General features: G+C 66.5%; 13 protein-coding genes. 3 read left to right on the top strand and 10 right to left on the bottom strand.

Going from position 1 to position 17,561, the window contains the following annotated elements; translation table 11 throughout:
* Positions 1-153: 153 nt before the first annotated feature.
* A complete protein-coding gene (locus NM961_RS09890; RefSeq protein ID WP_255914072.1) occupies positions 154-1,173 on the bottom strand; it encodes an AraC family transcriptional regulator in 1,020 nt (339 codons plus the stop codon).
* A 683-nt stretch (positions 1,174-1,856) separates the two neighbouring features.
* Here NM961_RS09890 and NM961_RS09885 point away from each other — a divergent pair.
* Together NM961_RS09885 and NM961_RS09880 are read left to right on the top strand one after the other, a co-directional pair.
* A complete protein-coding gene (locus NM961_RS09885) occupies positions 1,857-2,150 on the top strand; it encodes a DUF2845 domain-containing protein (protein WP_255914071.1) in 294 nt (97 codons plus the stop codon).
* A gap of 176 nt (positions 2,151-2,326) precedes the next feature.
* Positions 2,327-2,929 (top strand): YceI family protein, encoded by a 603-nt coding sequence (locus NM961_RS09880; protein ID WP_255914070.1) that lies wholly within the window; start codon positions 2,327-2,329, stop codon positions 2,927-2,929.
* 64 nt (positions 2,930-2,993) lie between these two features.
* On the opposite strand, the gene radA is transcribed toward NM961_RS09880, so the two are convergent.
* The 6 genes from radA to rpsF form a co-directional block, all read right to left on the bottom strand.
* On the bottom strand, positions 2,994-4,373 hold the full coding sequence (gene radA / locus NM961_RS09875) for a DNA repair protein RadA (RefSeq protein ID WP_255914069.1): 1,380 nt from the start codon (positions 4,371-4,373) through the stop codon (positions 2,994-2,996).
* A gap of 416 nt (positions 4,374-4,789) precedes the next feature.
* The gene (alr, locus tag NM961_RS09870) at positions 4,790-5,866 is read right to left on the bottom strand and encodes an alanine racemase (RefSeq protein WP_255914068.1); all 1,077 of its coding nucleotides are present in this window, start codon (positions 5,864-5,866) and stop codon (positions 4,790-4,792) included.
* A 543-nt stretch (positions 5,867-6,409) separates the two neighbouring features.
* The gene (locus NM961_RS09865) at positions 6,410-7,804 is read right to left on the bottom strand and encodes a replicative DNA helicase (protein WP_255914067.1); all 1,395 of its coding nucleotides are present in this window, start codon (positions 7,802-7,804) and stop codon (positions 6,410-6,412) included.
* Positions 7,805-8,117: 313 nt separating this feature from the next.
* Positions 8,118-8,564: a 50S ribosomal protein L9 gene (rplI, locus tag NM961_RS09860; protein ID WP_255914066.1), complete on the bottom strand. Its 447-nt coding sequence runs from the start codon at positions 8,562-8,564 to the stop codon at positions 8,118-8,120.
* 404 nt (positions 8,565-8,968) lie between these two features.
* The gene (rpsR, locus tag NM961_RS09855) at positions 8,969-9,193 is read right to left on the bottom strand and encodes a 30S ribosomal protein S18 (RefSeq protein ID WP_255914065.1); all 225 of its coding nucleotides are present in this window, start codon (positions 9,191-9,193) and stop codon (positions 8,969-8,971) included.
* Positions 9,194-9,207: 14 nt separating this feature from the next.
* The gene (gene rpsF, locus NM961_RS09850; protein WP_255914064.1) at positions 9,208-9,615 is read right to left on the bottom strand and encodes a 30S ribosomal protein S6; all 408 of its coding nucleotides are present in this window, start codon (positions 9,613-9,615) and stop codon (positions 9,208-9,210) included.
* Positions 9,616-9,975: 360 nt separating this feature from the next.
* Here rpsF and NM961_RS09845 point away from each other — a divergent pair, with 360 nt between their 5' ends.
* On the top strand, positions 9,976-12,273 hold the full coding sequence (locus NM961_RS09845; RefSeq protein ID WP_255914063.1) for a TonB-dependent receptor: 2,298 nt from the start codon (positions 9,976-9,978) through the stop codon (positions 12,271-12,273).
* Positions 12,274-12,355: 82 nt separating this feature from the next.
* Here the strand turns inward: NM961_RS09845 and NM961_RS09840 are convergent, their stop codons facing one another.
* From NM961_RS09840 to NM961_RS09830, 3 genes are all read right to left on the bottom strand, one after another.
* Positions 12,356-13,843, bottom strand: coding sequence for a DUF1501 domain-containing protein (locus NM961_RS09840; RefSeq protein ID WP_255914061.1), 1,488 nt, complete (start codon positions 13,841-13,843; stop codon positions 12,356-12,358).
* 11 nt (positions 13,844-13,854) lie between these two features.
* The gene (locus tag NM961_RS09835; protein WP_255914060.1) at positions 13,855-15,519 is read right to left on the bottom strand and encodes a DUF1800 domain-containing protein; all 1,665 of its coding nucleotides are present in this window, start codon (positions 15,517-15,519) and stop codon (positions 13,855-13,857) included.
* A gap of 322 nt (positions 15,520-15,841) precedes the next feature.
* Complete coding sequence (locus tag NM961_RS09830) at positions 15,842-17,449, bottom strand: carboxyl transferase domain-containing protein (protein WP_255914057.1); 1,608 nt, start codon at positions 17,447-17,449, stop codon at positions 15,842-15,844.
* Between the last annotated feature and the right edge of the window lie 112 nt (positions 17,450-17,561).

Here is a 17,561-nt window from a genome sequence, read left to right as displayed (position 1 = left end):
ACAGGTTTTTTCGCTAGTGACGAAACCGTTTGTTTTTCAGTGCTTTGCCAATTTCCGAAAAGATAATTCCGCAAGCTTGCGGCTTTCCGGCCGGGCTTGGGCGAGGGCATCTGATGGCCAGTGCGCCCGCGGCGCCGGGCCTGGACGCTGCGATCAGGGCGATTGTTCACCGCCGCGCTTGCGGAACCGGCCCGGCACCTCGCCGGTGATCTCGCGGAAGGCGGCGTAAAAATTCGACTGCGAGGTGAAGCCCACAGCCAGGCCGACGGACAGCACCGAGGCCTCCGGTTCGGCCAGCAGCATGTGTTTGGCCGCCTCGACCCGGTGCTCGCGGATATGCCGCGAGAAGCCCACGCCGTAGCTGGAGTTGATCAGCTCCGACAACTGGTGCGGCGTCAGCTCCAGCTGCTGCGCCAGGCTGGCCAGGCTGAGGTTCTCGTCGCAATAGACCTTTTCCTCGCGCAGCAGCCGCTGCAGCCGGGCCAGCACCTGTTCCCTGTCGATACGGCCCAGGGTGGAAATGGCATAGGCGCTGCGCACGGCCTCCGCGGCGCGCGCGAGCAGGTCGGGGAAGCGCAGCAGGAGGTAGACGATCAGCCAGAAGGCCAGGCCGATCAGCAGGGCGTAGCCGAGGAAGAAGTTCCGCTCGCTGTGCAGCGGCGCGGTCAGGCCCAGCACCAGTATGGCCAGGGCGATCAGCGCGAACACGGCGAAGGCGGCGGCCTCCAGCCGGAAATGCCGGCGCTGTGCGCGCAGTGCGTGCACCAGCCGCCACAGCAGCAGCGCGTGCAGTGCGCCGAACGCGAACGCCAGCGGTATCGCCACCGCTGCCGGCAGCAGCCAGGCCAGCACCACCGGCGCGAAATGCAGCAGGCGCAGCGGATTGCTCGCCGCCGGCGGCTGCAACACGCCAAGGAAGAACAGGTAGAAGGCCGGATCGACCAGGTACAGCAGGCTGGCGTAATAGCGCGCCTGGAATAGCGCTCCGCCGTGCAGCAGATAGTCGCCGTGCAGCCATTGCAGGCAGGCCAGGCCGGCCAGCAGTACGACGGCGGCCAGGCGCGACAGCCAGCTCTGCTCCGGCGGCCCGTAGCCGGCCAGGTTGGCGCCCAGCAGCAGGACCGCGCTGGCGATGGAGAAGCCGATAAGGATCAGGGTGAGGCTGGTCAACATCGGAGCCGGGCCGAGGTGGGGCAGTGGGCAGCATCGGGGAGTGAAGGCGATGGGGCAAGGGTATTGGGGGGACTGGCAGGTTGGCCTGAGCGGTCGGTTGGTCGGGTGGGGATTTGTGGGTGTCCCGGAGTGCTCGGGACGCGACTTTCTGGAGCGGAAGGCGGGCCGGTCGGGGCTAATGGTCGAAGGTGTCGCGGTTCGCTCGATTTGTGGGTGTCCTGATCTAGCGCTGATCTAGCGGGGAAACAGGCTTGAGTCAGCCAAGCAGGCGGTTTGTGGGTGTCCTGATATGCCCTAGAGGGCTGATTTGCCTAGGGATGGGACTTTCTGAATCGGAAGACGGACCGGCTCGCGATGGTTGGTGGTTGTCTCGAATCATTCCTCCCGCCAAGCCGGTCGATCCGGTTTCTTCAGGTTTCTCGATTTCTGGCACGGGTGTTTGATGGATGGCGGGCTCGTACGTCCAACAGCCTGGGGCCGCTTCGCCGCGTTTCATTCATTGGGTGTCCTGATTCGTTGTCTCCTGATTCGTTGGGTGTCCGGACTTAGGGAAGGAGCCAGCAAGTGGGTGTCCCGATCCTCAGCAGGACGCCCGTCCGCGCCACGCGATCGCTATTACGCTGGGAGTGCAGGCGCCCCGGCGACAGTAGAGACAGTCCATCAGACAGTAACGGGGGGGATTTATGCGATTTGCAGTGATTGCTTTTGTGTTGCTTTACGCCGGCCTGGCCGGTGCGGATACAGGTTCTTCGAGTTCGACCGTTCGGCTCGGGAGCAAGGTGATTTCCGCGGGGGATACCGAAAAGCGGGTGATGGATGCGGGCGGCGAGCCGTCCAGGCGCAGGGCGGTGATAGGACGAAACGGCGCCCAGATAGGCGAGGACTGGATCTATTCCACCGGTCCCAGCAGCTACATCATCGTCCGCTTCAATGGCGAGGGGATGGTGATCGGCGTACGCGGTTTCACAGATCGGTAGAGGATGAATCCGCGTGGGGCGGCCGCAGTCGCGGCCATCGCTGCGACATGATCCACGCGCCGGCCATGTCGATCCGCAGTGCCCTGGTTCGACGCTCCTGCAAGCCGCGGCCCCAGGCGTCTATCCTGCGGCCGCGGCTTCACCGTCCGTTCCCACCCTGCCCGAGGATTTGCGCCATGAACCTGCATCCCTGCCTGTTCGGCCTGCTGGCCTTTGCCGTCACCCTGCCGGCCTACGCTGCGCCGGAGAAGTACGTGATCGACCCGGAGCACACCTATCCCAGCCTGGAAATGCCGCATATGGGACTTTCCACCTGGCGCGGCAAGTTCAACCGCAGCCGCGGCGAGATCAGCCTGGACCTGGCGGCCCACAAGGGTTCGGTCAAGGTCGAGGTCGATACCGACAGCATCGATTTCGGCCTGGATTCCATGCACGAACACGCTGTCACCGCGGATTGGCTGAATACTGCCCGGTTCCCGGTCATGACCTATGCCGGCGAACTGCGTTTCGAAGGCGACAAGCCGGTGGAAGTCGACGGCAAGCTCACGCTGCGCGGCGTGACCAAGCCGCTGAAGCTCAAGATCAACAGCCTCACCTGCACCGAACATTTCTACTACAAGAAGCCGGTCTGCGGCGCCGATGCACAGGCCACGCTGGACCGGGCCGACTGGGGCATGAGCCAGTACGCCGACAACGGCATGGGCCGCATCCTGGTGCGCATACAGGTCGAGGCGTTCAAGGATGCGCTGCCGGCACCGCCGGCGGCGAAGAAAGACTGATGCGGTACTGACGCCCGCGCAGCCGGCGACTGCTTTGCAGCGGCAGCCGGCATGCGCAGGCAGTTCAGAGAATTGCGTTCAGCGCCTCGCTCAGGCGCTCCACGCCGACAATTTCCATTTCTCCAATTCTTGCCTTCTTCGGTGCGTTCGCCTTGGGCACCACGGCCTTGAGGAAACCGTGCGTGGCGGCTTCCTTGAGCCGTTCCTCGCCGTTGGGCACGGGGCGGATCTCGCCGGACAGGCCGACTTCGCCGAAGGCGACCAGCTTGTCGGGCAGGGCGCGGTCGCGAAAGCTGGAGAGAATGGCGAACAGGATGGGCAGGTCGGCGGCGGTTTCCTGTACGCGGATGCCGCCGACTACGTTGACGAACACGTCCTGATCGTAGACCGCTGCGCCGCCGTGGCGGTGCAATACCGCCAGCAGCATCGCCAGGCGGTTCTGTTCCAGGCCCAGGGCGACGCGGCGCGGATTGGCCAGCGGCGACTGATCGACCAGGGCCTGCACTTCCACCAGCAGCGGCCGCGTGCCTTCGCGCGTGACCATGACCGCGCTGCCCGGCGTGGGGCCGGCGTGGGCGGAGAGGAAGATGGCGGAAGGATTGGGCACTTCGCGCAGGCCTTTTTCCGACATGGCGAATACGCCGAGTTCGTTGACTGCGCCGAAGCGGTTCTTGAACGCCCGCAGCACGCGGAAGCGGCTGCCGGATTCGCCTTCGAAATACAGCACGGCGTCGACCATATGTTCCAGCACGCGCGGGCCGGCGATGCCGCCCTCCTTGGTCACGTGGCCGACCAGGAACACGCTGATGCCGGATTCCTTGGCGAAGCGCGTGAGCCGCGCCGCCGATTCGCGCACCTGGCTGACCGACCCGGGCGCTGCGGTCAGCAGTTCCGTCCAGATGGTCTGGATGGAATCGATGATCAGCACCTTGGGCTTGTGCGCGGCGGCGTGTTCGACGATGCGTTCCACGCAGGTCTCGGCCAGCGCGCGCAGCGGCGCCAGAGGCAGCCCCAGGCGCTGGGCGCGCGCCGCGACCTGGGCCAGGGATTCTTCGCCGGTGACGTAGAGGCCGTTGAGGCGTTCGCCCAGGGCGCCGAGCATCTGCAGCAGCAAGGTGGATTTGCCTATGCCCGGATCGCCGCCGATCAGCACCACCGAGCCTTCGACCAGGCCGCCGCCGAGCACGCGATCCAGCTCGCCTATGCCGATCGACGTGCGCGCCTCCACGGTCTGCGCCACCGCATCCAGCGACAGCACGCGCGGTGCGGTGGCGTCGCCGGCGTAGCCGCTGCGGCGCGCCGCGGCCGGGGCATTCTTCGCCGCCGGGCTGAGCACGATTTCGCTGAGCGAGTTCCAGGCGCCGCAGTCGGCGCATTGCCCCTGCCATTTGCTGTGTTCACTGCCGCATTCGTTGCAGACGTAGGCGGTCTTGGCCTTGGCCATGGGCGGTCCTGATAGCTGTGGCGAGGGGATAGCGTCGCCGAGGCGGCGGCGCGGACGCAAACGGCGCGCAGGATGGCTGCGGCGGATCGCAGATGGCGAGACTGACGTTCTGGCCGCGGCTGCCATTGGCCCGCGGAGGTCGGCGCGCGCGCAACCCGGTCTTCAACGAACAGCATGCGCTTGCTCAGGCCGCGGATCAGGTCGCAGCTGATCGCGCCGGCGCGACCGGGTACTTCTTCCGCCGCCGGGCTGCGGCCCCACAGCCGCACGCGGCCGCCACTGTGCGCGGGCCTCAGTCCTCGACGACCAGTACGCGCTTGGTCACGCCGCAGCTGATCGCGGCGGCGCGACCGGATACTTCTTCCACCGCCGGGCTGCGGCCCACAGCCGCACGCGGCCAGCGCAGTACACGGGTCTCAGTCCTCGACGAACAGCACGCGCTTGGTCATGCCGCAGGTCAGGTCGTAGCTGATCGTGCCCGCGCGTCCGGCGATTTCTTCCACCGCCAGACCGCGGCCCCACAGCAATACGCGGTCGCCGATGCGTGCCGACGGCGCGTTGCGCAGATCCAGGGTGATCAGATCCATGGACACGCGGCCTATGATTTCGGCGCGTTCGCCGCCGATCAGCACCGGCGTACCGCTGGCCGCGCTGCGCGGATAACCGTCGCCGTAACCGATGGCGATGACGCCCATGGTCATGTCCTCGGGGCATTCCCAGGTGCCGGCATAGCCGACGCACTCGCCGCGGCGCAGCGGGTTTATCGCGATCAGGCGTGTGCTCAGGCTCATGGCCGGTGCGAAACCCAGTTCGCTGCCGCTCGTGCCGGCGACCACCGACAGTCCGTACAGCAGGCCGCCGGCGCGCACCCAGTCGCCGCGCGCGGCCGGCCAGCCCAGGATGGCGGCGGAATTGGCCAGGCAGCGCGGGCCGGGCAGGGCAGCGGTGACGGCGTTGAAACGCGCGATCTGCGCCGCGGTGGCGCCGTTGTCGAATTCGTCGGACGCGGCGAAATGCGTCATCAGCACGATTTCGTCTTCCACCGAGCCCACCGCCCGCAGGCGTGCATGGGCGGCCTGCGCGGCTTCGGGCGCGAAGCCCAGCCGGTGCATGCCGGTATCGAGCTTGAGCCAGACCGCGAGCGGGCGCGGATCTGTGTCGGCCTCCAGCCATTCGATCTGGCTGGGATGATGGATCACCGCATCCAGGCGCAGACGGCGCATTTCGGCCAGATCATTCGCCTCGTCCGGCCCCGACAGCACCACGATGCGCTGCGCATGTCCCGCCGCCCGCAGACGCTGCCCGTCGGCAATCGCCGCGACACCGAAGGCATCGGCATCGGCCAGCGCCCGCGCCACACGTTCCAGGCCATGGCCGTAACCATCGGCCTTGACCACCGCCATCACCTTGGCGCCGGCGCTGAGCGCACGGATGCGGGCGAGGTTGGCACGCAGGGCGTCGAGGTGGATGGTGGCTACGGTGGTGCGGCTCATGAGGGTCGATTCGGGATTTGGGACCTGGTATCCGGGATTCGAAGTTCGGGGTTCGGTTCGGGATTCGAGGTTCGGGATTCGAGGTTCGGGATTCGAGGTTCGGGATTCGAGGTTCGGGATTCGAGGTTCGGGATTCGAGGTTCGGGATTCGAGGTTCGGGATTCGAGTGGGCGCTTGGGGTTCGGGGCTGGAGATTCGGAGCGCTCCCTCTCCCCCAAGCTTGCTTGGGGGAGAGGGTTGGGGTGAGGGGGCGACGCCGGAATCAGCAGTCACACAAGATTTTCGCCGCGATCTTCAAAATGCAGCTTTGCGTGAAAACCTGGGCGGAGCGGTGAGCTGAAGCGTTGCCCCCTCACCCACCCCTCTCCTCCAATCGGAGAGGGCTTTTCCGGCGCGGATCCTTGTCCAGGCACGAAATCGGCAGGCTCAAGTCAATCCGGAGTGCGGTCGCCGGAAATTTGTCAAAAAAGACTGAAACTATAAAAATATCCATTGCGTATTCCGGGGCTCTGCCAACCCCGGGCCCTAATCACCAATCCTGCCTCACTCATACGACCCGAGATAATTATCCGAAGCATGATTCTCAAACTTCGTATACTGCCCAAGGAAGGTCAGCTTCACACTCCCGGTAGGTCCGGAACGCTGCTTGCCGATGATGATTTCCGCCAGTCCCTTGTCCGGTGAATCCTGGTTGTAGTAATCGTCGCGGTAAATGAACATGATCATGTCCGCGTCCTGCTCGATAGCGCCGGATTCGCGCAGGTCGGCCATGACCGGGCGCTTGTCCTGGCGCTGTTCCAGCGAGCGGTTGAGCTGGGACAAGGCGATCACCGGCACATGCAGCTCCTTGGCCAGCGCCTTCAGGCTGCGCGAGATTTCTGAAATTTCGGTGGCACGATTCTCCTTGTTCCCGGGCACCTGCATCAGTTGCAGGTAGTCGATCACGATGAGGCAGAGGTCGTGCTCGCGCTTGAGGCGGCGGCAGCGCGCGCGCAGTTCCGAGGGCGACAGCGCGGGGGTGTCGTCAATGAAGATCTTGGCTTCGGACAGCAGGGTGATCGCGCTGGTCACGCGCGGCCATTCCTCTTCCTGAATGTCGCCGTTGCGCAAATGCTGCTGGTTGATACGGCCCACCGAGGAGATCAGACGGAAGGCCAGCTGCGAGGCGGACATTTCCATCGAGAACACGGCTACCGCGCGCTTGGTCTTCATCGCGGCGTATTCGGCCATGTTGAGGGAGAACGCGGTCTTGCCCATGGCCGGGCGCGCGGCGACGATGATGAGGTCCGAAGGCTGCAGACCGGCGGTGAGTTCGTCCAGGTCGGTGAAGCCGGTGGGAATGCCGGTGACCGTGCCGCGGTTCTCGAAGCGGTGGTGCAGGATGGCGAAGGCGTCCTTCACCGCGGTGCGCATGGGCACGAAGCCGCTGCGGCCGCGTGCGCCGGTCTCGGCGATGCGGAACACGCGCTGCTCGGCGCTTTCGAGGATTTCCTGGGTGCTGCGGCCTTCCGGCGCGAAGCCGTCGCTGGCGATCTCGGTGCCGGCGTCGATGAGCTGGCGCAGCACCGACTTCTCGCGCACGATGTCGCAGTAGGCCGCGATATTGGCCGCGCTGGGCGTGGTATTGGCCAGCTGCAGGATATAGGCGGTGCCGCCGACCAGGTCGGCCAGGCCCTGGGATTCGAACCATTCGCCCAGCGTCACCGCATCGCAGGGCATGCTCTTGTTGGACAGCTCGGTGATCGCGCGGAAGATCACGCGATGGTCCTTGCGGTAGAAATCTTCCTCGGTGAGACGGTCGGCGACCTTGTCCCAGGCCTCCGGCGACAGCATCAGTCCGCCCAGCACGGCCTGTTCGGCGTCGACGGAATGCGGCGGTACGCGCAGGGCGTCCATGCTGCGCGCGGCAGCGGGTTTGCGATCGGGCGTGGCGGCCATTGAATTCTCGCGGCGAGCGACTGGCACGGCTTCCGATGATGCGAAGCGCCGTCCCATCTGTCGAGACAACAAGCTGTGGGTAAGTTGTGCAGCGGCGTGTATGGCGTTCAGCGGTCTGCGCGGCGCGGCGCGGACGGCGTTCACTGCCGCATCCGTTCCCCGCGTAAAGCTCCGGCCGGCACCGGGACCGTTTTCCGGCCGGCCTGCCTGCACGCGCCTGCCCTCAAAACGAACGGGCGCCCTGGGGCGCCCGTCCGGGTACTTCAGTGTGCTGCGGGGCTGGAACGGCCATGCCGTCCGGCGCCGCGCACGATCAGGCGGCGGTGACGACGACCTTGACCGTGGTGTGTACGTCGGCGTGCAGGTGGACCTGCACTTCGAATTCGCCGATGTGGCGCAGCGGGCCTTCGCCCATGACCACTTCCGACTTTTCCAGCGGCTTGCCGGCGGCGGTGAAGGCTTCGGCGATGTCGCGCGGGCCGACCGAGCCGAACAGCTTGCCTTCCGGGCTTGCGTTCGCGCTGAGGGTGACGCTGGCGCCTTCCAGGGTGGCCTTGCGCGCTTCGGCGCCGGACAGGATCTGGTTGGCCTTGGCTTCAAACTCGGCGCGGCGCTGTTCGAACTGGGCGACGTTGTCGGCGGTGGCCGGCACGGCCTTGCCAGTCGGGACCAGGTAGTTGCGGCCGTAGCCCGGCTTGACCTTGACCTTGTCGCCCAGCACGCCGAGGTTCTTCACTTTCTGCAGCAGGATCAGTTCCATGGGATTCTCCGATTCGTTAGCACCCGGCGCCGTTGCCTGGCCTTGCGGCCGCTGACGGCAGGATTGCGGCGGTGCGGATGCAGCGGTGGCTGTCCGAATCGCGATGTCGCTAAACGTCGCGAAACTGTGGTTGAAGCCCTCTCCCCCCACGCGCCGCAGGCGCGTGGGGGGAGGGTTGGGTGAGGGGCGGCGCGTCCGTTGCTTCGCCGCCGGGTTTTCGCGTGACAGCTCGCGATGCGGGCCGGTGGCGAAAATCGAACTTCGATGCGGGTTGGGCGTTGCCCCCTCACCCCGACCCTCTCCCCCAAGCGAGCTTGGGGGGCGAGGGGGTATTGCGTCTCATGGGCGGGGATGCCGCCGACGAGAGGGATAGCATCCGGAAACCGGACGCCATCGCAAAAGGCTCAGTGGTTGTCGCAGTACGGCAGCAGCGACAGGAAGCGGGCGCGCTGGATGGCGACGCCGAGCTGGCGCTGGTACTTGGCCTTGGTGCCGGTGATGCGGCTGGGGACGATCTTGCCGGTCTCGCCGATGTACTGGCGCAGGGTGTTCAGATCCTTGTAGTCGATCTCGACCGTGCCTTCGGCGGTGAAGCGGCAGAACTTCTTGCGACGGAAAAACTTGGACATGGTGGGCTCCTGGCTCAGGCCGCTTCGGAATCGCTGGATTCGGCATTACCGCCGAAACCGCCTTCATCGTCATCGCGACGGCGGCGGTCGCCCGCCTTCTCGTCCTTGGACTTCATGATGAAGGACTGCTCGGTGACGGCTTCGTCGCGCACCAGGATCAGGTGGCGCAGCACGGCATCGTTGAAGCGGAAGCCCGATTCGAGTTCGTTCAGCACGGTCTGGCTGCACTCGATGTTCATCAGAACGTAATGGGCCTTGGCCAGGTTCTGGATCGGGAACGCCAGCTGGCGGCGGCCCCAGTCTTCCAGACGGTGGATGGCGCCCTTGTCGCCTTCGATCAGCGTCTTGTAACGCTCGATCATGGCGGGCACCTGTTCGCTCTGGTCCGGGTGGACCAGGAACACGATTTCATAATGACGCATGGAAACTCCTTGTGGATGGCACCGGACGGATGCCCGGCGCAGCCTCCCGTCCATGTCACGTCTGCAGTGACGGCATGCGGTGAGGCAAGGCCCCCGGCACCGGACGGCGCACGGAGTCGCGGATTCTAGCGGGGCCGGAACGCTGCTGGCAAGTCGTTGAAGCCAAAGGGCCGCCGCTGCCGGGTGCGGTGGCGATGGCGGCCCGATGGCGCCAGCGGCCATTTTTGGGCACAGTTCAGCCAGCCGCTTCCGCAGCCTCGGGGGCCGCAGTGACGTCCGGGCGGGGGCCGGGACGGCGCGGCGGCGGCCGGTGCGGCTTCCCAGCAGACGTTCGTCCATCGCCATCAGGAACCGGATTCCATGAAGACGTCGAATTTCCGTGCCCGCCGCGGGCTGCAACTGGGCGGCCTCGCCGCCGCCATCCTGCTTGCCCTGCCGGTCCAGGCCCGGGCCGAGGATGCCGAACAGCGCGAGGAGGAAGCCCGCCGCGGCGGCGAGGCCGCCGCGCTGGAGACGGTCACCGTCACCGCCCAGCGCCGGGTGGAGAACATCCAGGACGTGCCCATGGCGATTACCGCCGTGGAGGCCGAGAAGCTCGAAGTGCTGGGTTCCGGCGGCGACGACATCCGCTTCCTGGCCGGACGCCTGCCCAGCCTGAACATCGAATCCTCCTTCGGCCGTGCCTTCCCGCGCTTCTACATCCGCGGCCTGGGCAATACCGACTTCGACCTCAACGCCTCCCAGCCGGTATCGCTGGTCTACGACGGCGTGGTGCAGGAAAACCCCATCCTCAAGGGCTTTCCCATCTTCGACCTGGACCAGGTGGAAATGGCCCGCGGCCCTCAGGGCACCTTGTTCGGGCGCAACTCGCCGGCCGGCGTCATCAAGTTCGAGTCGGCCCGGCCGGAACAGGAGTTCGGCGGCTTCGGCCGGGTCAGCTACGGCCGCTACGGCAGCATCAATCTTTCCGGCGCAGTCACCGGCGGCCTGAGCGAGAGCACCTCGGCGCGCCTGTCGGTGCTGCACCAGCGTCGCGACGACTGGGTCGACAACACCCGCAACGGCCCCGGCGACGATCTGGAAGGCTACCGCGAGAGCGCCGCGCGCCTGCAGTTCCTGCACGCGCCCAGCGACGAGTTCGATGCGCTGCTGAACCTGCACGCGCGCAAGCTCGACGGCACGGCGCGCCTGTTCCGCGCCAATATCATCCAGCCGGGCACGAACGACCTGGTGCCAGGCTTCCGCCGCGACCAGGTCAGCATCGACGGCGTCAATTCGCAGGATCTCAAGCAGTTCGGCGCCAACCTGCGCCTGCGCTGGGACCTGGGCAGCACCACGCTGCATTCGATCACCGGCTATGAAACCGTGGATTCCTACAGCCGCGGCGATATCGACGGCGGCTACGGCGCGGTATTCCTGGGCGAGGGCAACTACGGCCCCGGCCTGATCCCGTTCCCGGCCGAATCCGCCGACGGTCTGCCCAAGCACCGCCAGCTCAGCCAGGAATTCCGCATCGAATCCAACGAATGGGGCCGCTTCGACTGGCAGGCCGGCGTATTCGGCTTCGATGAATCCATCGACGTCGACACCTTCAGCTACGACACCCTGGCCCCGGGCCAGCCGCAGAACGGCTATGCCACGCAGAGCCAGGACAACGAAGCCTGGGCCGTGTTCGCCTCGGCCGATTTCGACCTGACCGAACGCCTCAAGCTGCGCGGCGGCCTGCGCTACAGCGACGACCAGAAGGAATTCACCGCGGCGCGCGTGCAGGGGCCGTTCGGTCCGCCGATCGCGCCCATCCGCATCAGCCCCAGCGATACCGACGTGAGCTGGGACCTCAGCGCGGTCTACCAGGCCAGCGAGGCGGTGAACCTGTACGGCCGCGTCGCGCGCGGCTTCCGCGCCCCCAGCGTGCAGGGCCGCCTGATGTTCGCCGACGCAACCCTGCCCAGCGACGAGCTGGTGACGGTGGCCGAATCCGAAACCGTGCTGTCCTGGGAAGGCGGCCTCAAGGCGCAACTGCTGGAAAACCGCCTGCGCCTGGGCCTGGCCCTGTACCACTACACCATCGACGATCCGCAGCTCACCGCAGTCGGCGGCAATGCCAACATCGCGCGTCTGGTGAATGCGGACAAGGCGGTGGGCCGCGGCGTGGAACTGGATCTGGAAGCCCTGCTCGGCGACCACCTGCTCGTCACCGCCGGCGCCAGCTTCAACGACACCGAGATCCAGGACCGCGACCTCACCGTGTTCAAGTGCGGCGCGCCCTGCACCGTGCTGGATCCCGCCGGCAGCGTGGCCGGCACCGTGCGCATCGACGGCAATCCGCTGCCGCAGGCGCCCAAGCATGTCTACAACGTGACGGCGCGCTACGGCATTCCGCTGGAAAGCGGCGAATTCTACATCTATACCGATTGGGCGTATCGCAGCAAGGTGAACTTCTTCCTGTACGAATCGGTGGAGTTCACCGGCAAGCCGCTGCTCGAAGGCGGTCTGCGCCTGGGCTACAACTGGCACTACGGCGATTACGAGGTCGCCCTGTTCGGGCGCAACATCACCGACCGCGAAGTCATCGTCGGCGGGCTGGATTTCAACAACCTGGTCGGCTTCCTCAACGAGCCGCGCACCTGGGGCCTGGAATTCAGCGCGCGCTTCTGATGCAAAAAAGCCCCGGCGCGTCGCCGCGCCGGGGCTGCCGTTTCACCCGGCGGGACGGCGCAATGCCGTCCCGTGCCGTTTTTCAGGCCATGAAGCCCAGGTTGCCGCTGGCGAAGTTCGGCAGGTTGGGGAAGATGGCGTTGAGGTCGTTGGTATTGGTCACGCCCATCCAGCGCGCCAGGGTCGCGGCGACCTGGTCCACGCTGGTGGACGGAATGGTCTGGCCGCGGCTGAAACTGATCGCGTTGTTGAGCGCCTGGTCGGGGAAGCTGCCGTAGAGGCGGCCGCCGTTGACCGCACCGCCCATCACCATCTGCACGCCGCCCCAAGCATGGTCGGAACCGTTGCCGTTGGAACTGAGCGTGCGCGCGAATTCGCTCATGGTGAAGGTAGTTACCTCGTTGCGCGCGCCGATCTCGCCCAGCGCGGCCCAGAACGCGCCCAGCGCCTGCGAGACGCGGTTGAGCAGGGCGCCATGGCCGTTGGTGGCGGTGGACATCAGGTTGTCGTGCAGGTCGAAGCCGCCGAAGCGCACGTAGAAGATCTGGCGCTTGTGGCGGATCTGGCCGCTGTCCTCGCGCGAAATCTTGATCATGCGCGCGACCATCTTGAGCTGGTCGGCCAGGGAGTTGCCCGAGGGGAAGACCGTGGTCACATTGCCCGAGCCGTCGGCGGCGGTCAGGGCGGAGTTGATCAGGTCGTACAGATCGCGCCCGCGCTTGAAGGTGCGGGCGTATTCCCGGGTCAGCAGCGACGGATTGGCCGTGTCGGCCAGCAGCAGGTCCAGCGCGCCGGCGCGCTGGGAGCCGAACTGGCCGCCGGTGCTGCTGCTGGAATTGTAGATATTGGAAAGACCGGTCAGGCCGCTGGAGGACATCTGGTAGGGGAAGGTATCCAGACCGACCTCGAAGCGGTTGGAGCCCGCCAGCGAGATGCACGGTGACAGGGCCTGGTTGATGTTGTCCAGGCGCACGCGGTCGGCGACCAGGCCGCCCCAGCCCTCGTTGGCGAAGCTGGTGCGCGCCAGGTGCCAGAGATTTTCCTGGTCGTTGTGCGAGTACAGCTGCGGCGGGCGCAGCGAAGGCGTGGCGTTGTACTCGGTCTTGGTGATGGGGCGTACCAGGGTGCCGCAGTTGGCGATGAAGGCGAGCTTGTTTTCGCGGTAGATGTTCGCGACGTCGCTCATGCCGGTCGGGTAGTTGGCATTGCCCGGGTTCACCGCGTACTGGCCGCTGCCGGCCGCGTCGGTGATCTGGAACTGGCTGGTCAGCAGCGCCCGGTCTATGCCCAGGCCGGCTGCGTTGGTGGTGGCGTTGTAGATGCCGCCGCGCGCCGTGGCGTAGACGCCGTGGCGGGCCGTGTCATAGGGCAGCAGCATGTTCCAGGAATCGTTGCCGCCGGCGAGATAGACGCAGACCAGTGCGCGGTAATCCTGCACCGGCGCCCGGGTGGCGGCCACGGCCGAGCCCATCAGCTTGAGCTGGGGCAGCAGAGCCGAAGCGCCGCCGGCGCACAGCGTGGTGCCCAGGGCCTTGAGGAACTGCCGGCGGTTGTGTTCGGACTGTTTCATCGCGGCATTCCTCAGCGTTGCGTGGCGAATTCGGGCGACATGGCGGTGAGCTGCAGCAGCGAGCGGGCCTTCTCGCTGGGCGTGGCGCCGTTCATGAAACTCAGCATGCTGGTCAGCGTGCTGCGCATGTTGGCCGACATCGAGCCGTACAGCATTTTCTGGTTGACCTCTTCCACCATCGCCGCCGGCGAGGATGACAGCGCGGCCAGCGCGCCGACGTCGATCAGCGGCCGGTCGGCCGGCGGATTGGGCATGCCGACGTAGTACTGGAAGGTGTAGTCCTCCAGGCTGTTGGAAATGGAGTAGGTCGTGGTTTCGTTGATGATCTGCATTTCCGGCGCGAACTGGTTGGCGTCGGCCAGCGGGCCCGGCGGCTGGTAGTCAGGTTCGTAGAAATTGAACACCGTGGGCGCGCCCAGCGGACGCTGCGCGTACGAGGCGATGGGATTGGTCATGCCCATGCGGATCTCGCCGTAGGCGGTGGGCGCCGGCAGCTGGAACGGCCAGGCGCGCAGCACCGCGGTGAGGCGCAGCAGCGGCTCGCGCAGCTTGCCGAAGCTGGCCGGCGGATTGGTGTTGCGCGCCTCGGGGTCGAGCAGGATCTGGCGGATCACCGCGCCCAGGTCGCCGCGCTCGCCGTCGCCGTTGTTGTTGAACTTCTGCGCCACGCGGGTGATGTAGGCCGGCGAGGGGTTGCTGGTGGTGAAGCGCTGGATCAGCTGGCGCGCGATGAACGGCGCAGTGTTGGCGTGCGAGGCCAGCAGGTTGAGGCCGTCGCGCACATCGTTGGCGCAACTCTGCCCGGCCGGGATGGTGGTATTGCCCACGACCGTCTTGGCAGTGACGTCGTGTTCGCTGGCCACGCAGGACATGGGCAGGTAGGTGTTGGTGCCGCCGAAGATATTGGTGCCGGCGTTGTTGTAGCCGAAGCCGGTGAACACCTTGGCGTAGTTGGTGATGGTGCTCTGGTCGTAGGTCGGCACCAGCTGGCCGCCGTTGAGCAGGTAGGAGCCGTCGATGTTGCGCTCGTACAGGCCGATGGAGAACAGCTGCATCACCTCGCGCGCGTAGTTTTCGTCCGGCTCGCGGCCGGTGCCGGCCTTGCGGTTGCGGAAATGGCTGAGGTACTTGCCCATGGACGGGTTGTAGGTCACCTCGTCCAGCAGGGTGCGGTAGGGGCCGAAGGCGTTGCGCGCGAGCAGGTCCCAGTACTCGCTCATCTGGATGGGCTCGCCGCTGAGGCTGCCGTTGTCGGAGATCACGAAGATCTGCGACAGCGCATAGGCGGCGCGCTGGCGCAGCTGGTCGGGCCCGGTCGCGGCGGTGTGGAACCAGCGGCTCATGCGCTGGTTCTGGCCGATGTTGTCGCTGGTGCCGACCATGGCCGCGGCGATGGCTTCCATGTGCGGCCGCGCCGCGGTCATGGCGATCAGGTTCATCTGCCGGTCTATCCAGCCCGAATAGCCGAGCAGGCGTACCTCGGCGATATCGGCGGCATTCGGGCCGAAGGTGGCCTGGGTCAGGAAGCGGGCGGCTTCGGCATCGCTGGCCGGTCGGTCGGTCGGCGTGTCGAAACCATTCTTGAGGAAGGTACGGGCGTGGGCCGCGCTGGCGGCGAACACGCTGAGGACGGCGCAGGCAAGGGCTGCGCCGCAACGGCTGGTCAGGCGAGACATGTTGGATTTCCCCGGATCTGGCGATGCCAACATTAACGCGCCGTCGGCGTCTGTCGCGTGACCGCCCGCACAGTCGTCATGAAACGCCGCTGAACGGTAGGGGTTAGGCTGCCGTGTGGCGGCCCAGGGATTCGGGATGTGTGATTCGGTGTTGGAAGCGGGATGGGAAAGGGGATTCGGGATGCCTGATTGGCGATTCGGAGGCATGCCCGGCGGCGCGTACCCTCCTGCGGCTGTACCTCGACGGGGTTTTCTTGCCCGGAGCCGCGTTCTTGCGAATCCCGAATCCCCGAATCCCCCGCTGTAGCGCCGCAACGCGGCGCTACATGCGAAACACGCCGTAGCGCTGCGGCTCGATCGGCGCGTTCAGGCTGGCCGAAATCGCCAGGCCCAGGACGCGGCGGGTGTCGGCCGGATCGATCACGCCGTCGTCCCACAGGCGCGCGCTGGCGTAGTAGGGATGGCCCTGGCGCTCGTACTGGGCGCGGATGGGCGCCTTGAAGGCTTCCTCTTCCGCGCCGCTCCATTGTGTGCCGGCGGCTTCCAGGCCGTCGCGGCGTACCGTGGCCAGCACCGAGGCGGCCTGCTCGCCGCCCATCACGCTGATGCGCGCATTGGGCCACATCCACAGGAAGCGCGGCTGGTAGCCGCGGCCGCACATGGCGTAATTGCCGGCGCCGAAGCTGCCGCCGATGATGACGGTGAACTTGGGCACGTGGGAGCAGGCCACCGCGGTCACCATCTTGGCGCCGTCCTTGGCGATGCCGGCGTTCTCGTATTTGCGCCCGACCATGAAGCCGGTGATGTTCTGCAGGAATACCAGAGGAATGTTGCGCTGGTTGCACAGCTCGATGAAGTGCGCGCCCTTGAGCGCGGATTCGGCGAACAGGATGCCGTTATTGGCGACGATGCCGACCGGATAGCCGTGGATATGGGCGAAGCCGCAGACCAGGGTCTTGCCGTAGCGCGCCTTGAATTCCTGGAATTCCGAACCGTCGACGATGCGCGCGATGATCTCGCGGATGTCGAAGGGCCGGCGCGTATCGGCCGGGACTATGCCGTAGAGGTCCTGCGCCGGATAGGCCGGTTCGCGCGGCGGCGCCACCGCCACCGGCAGCTCCTTGCGCCGGTTCAGATGGCGCAGCACGTCGCGGGCGATGGCCAGGGCGTGGGCGTCGTTCTCGGCGAAATGGTCGGCCACCCCGGAAACCGCGGTATGCACTTCGGCGCCGCCGAGGGATTCGGCGTCCACCACCTCGCCGGTGGCGGCTTTCACCAGCGGCGGGCCGCCGAGGAAGATGGTGCCCTGTTCCTTGACGATGATGGTCTCGTCGCACATGGCCGGCACGTAGGCGCCGCCGGCGGTGCAGGAGCCCATGACCACGGCGATCTGCGCCAGGCCCAGGCCGCTGAGCCGCGCCTGGTTGTAGAAGATGCGGCCGAAGTGTTCCTTGTCCGGGAAGACTTCATCCTGCAGCGGCAGGAAGGCGCCGCCGGAGTCGACCAGGTAGACGCAGGGCAGGCGGTTCTCCAGCGCGATTTCCTGCGCGCGCAGGTGCTTTTTCACCGTCATCGGGAAATACGTGCCGCCCTTGACCGTGGCGTCGTTGGCGACGACGACGATTTCCTGGCCGTGCACCCGGCCTATGCCGGTGATGACGCCGGCACAGGGCGCCGCGTCGTCGTACATGCCGTGGGCGGCCAGCGAGGACAGTTCCAGGAAGGGCGAACCCGGGTCGAGCAGGGCGCGGATGCGTTCCCGCGGCAGCAGCTTGCCGCGCTCGGTGTGCTTGTTGCGTGCCTTCTCGCCGCCGCCCAGGGCGGCCTTGGCCATCTGCGCCTTGAGATCCTCCACCGCGGCGCGCAGCTGCTGCGCATTGGTCTGGAATTCCGGGCTGCGGGTGTCGATGGTCGATTCGATGACGGTCATGCGCGCGCACCAGGCTTTGGCAAAGGCGCGCATGAAAACATAGCGCGCCGGGGTTTGGGAAATGCGCGCGCCGGCGCTGGTCTGCCGCTGCCGCAGTCGCCGGCGTAGGGTG

Origin of the sequence: Tahibacter harae (genome assembly GCF_024437735.1) — a bacterium.
GTDB lineage: Bacteria > Pseudomonadota > Gammaproteobacteria > Xanthomonadales > Rhodanobacteraceae > Tahibacter > Tahibacter harae.
The sequence above is the reverse complement of the archived record's forward strand: the minus strand, read 5'-3'. Positions and strand labels throughout refer to the sequence as shown.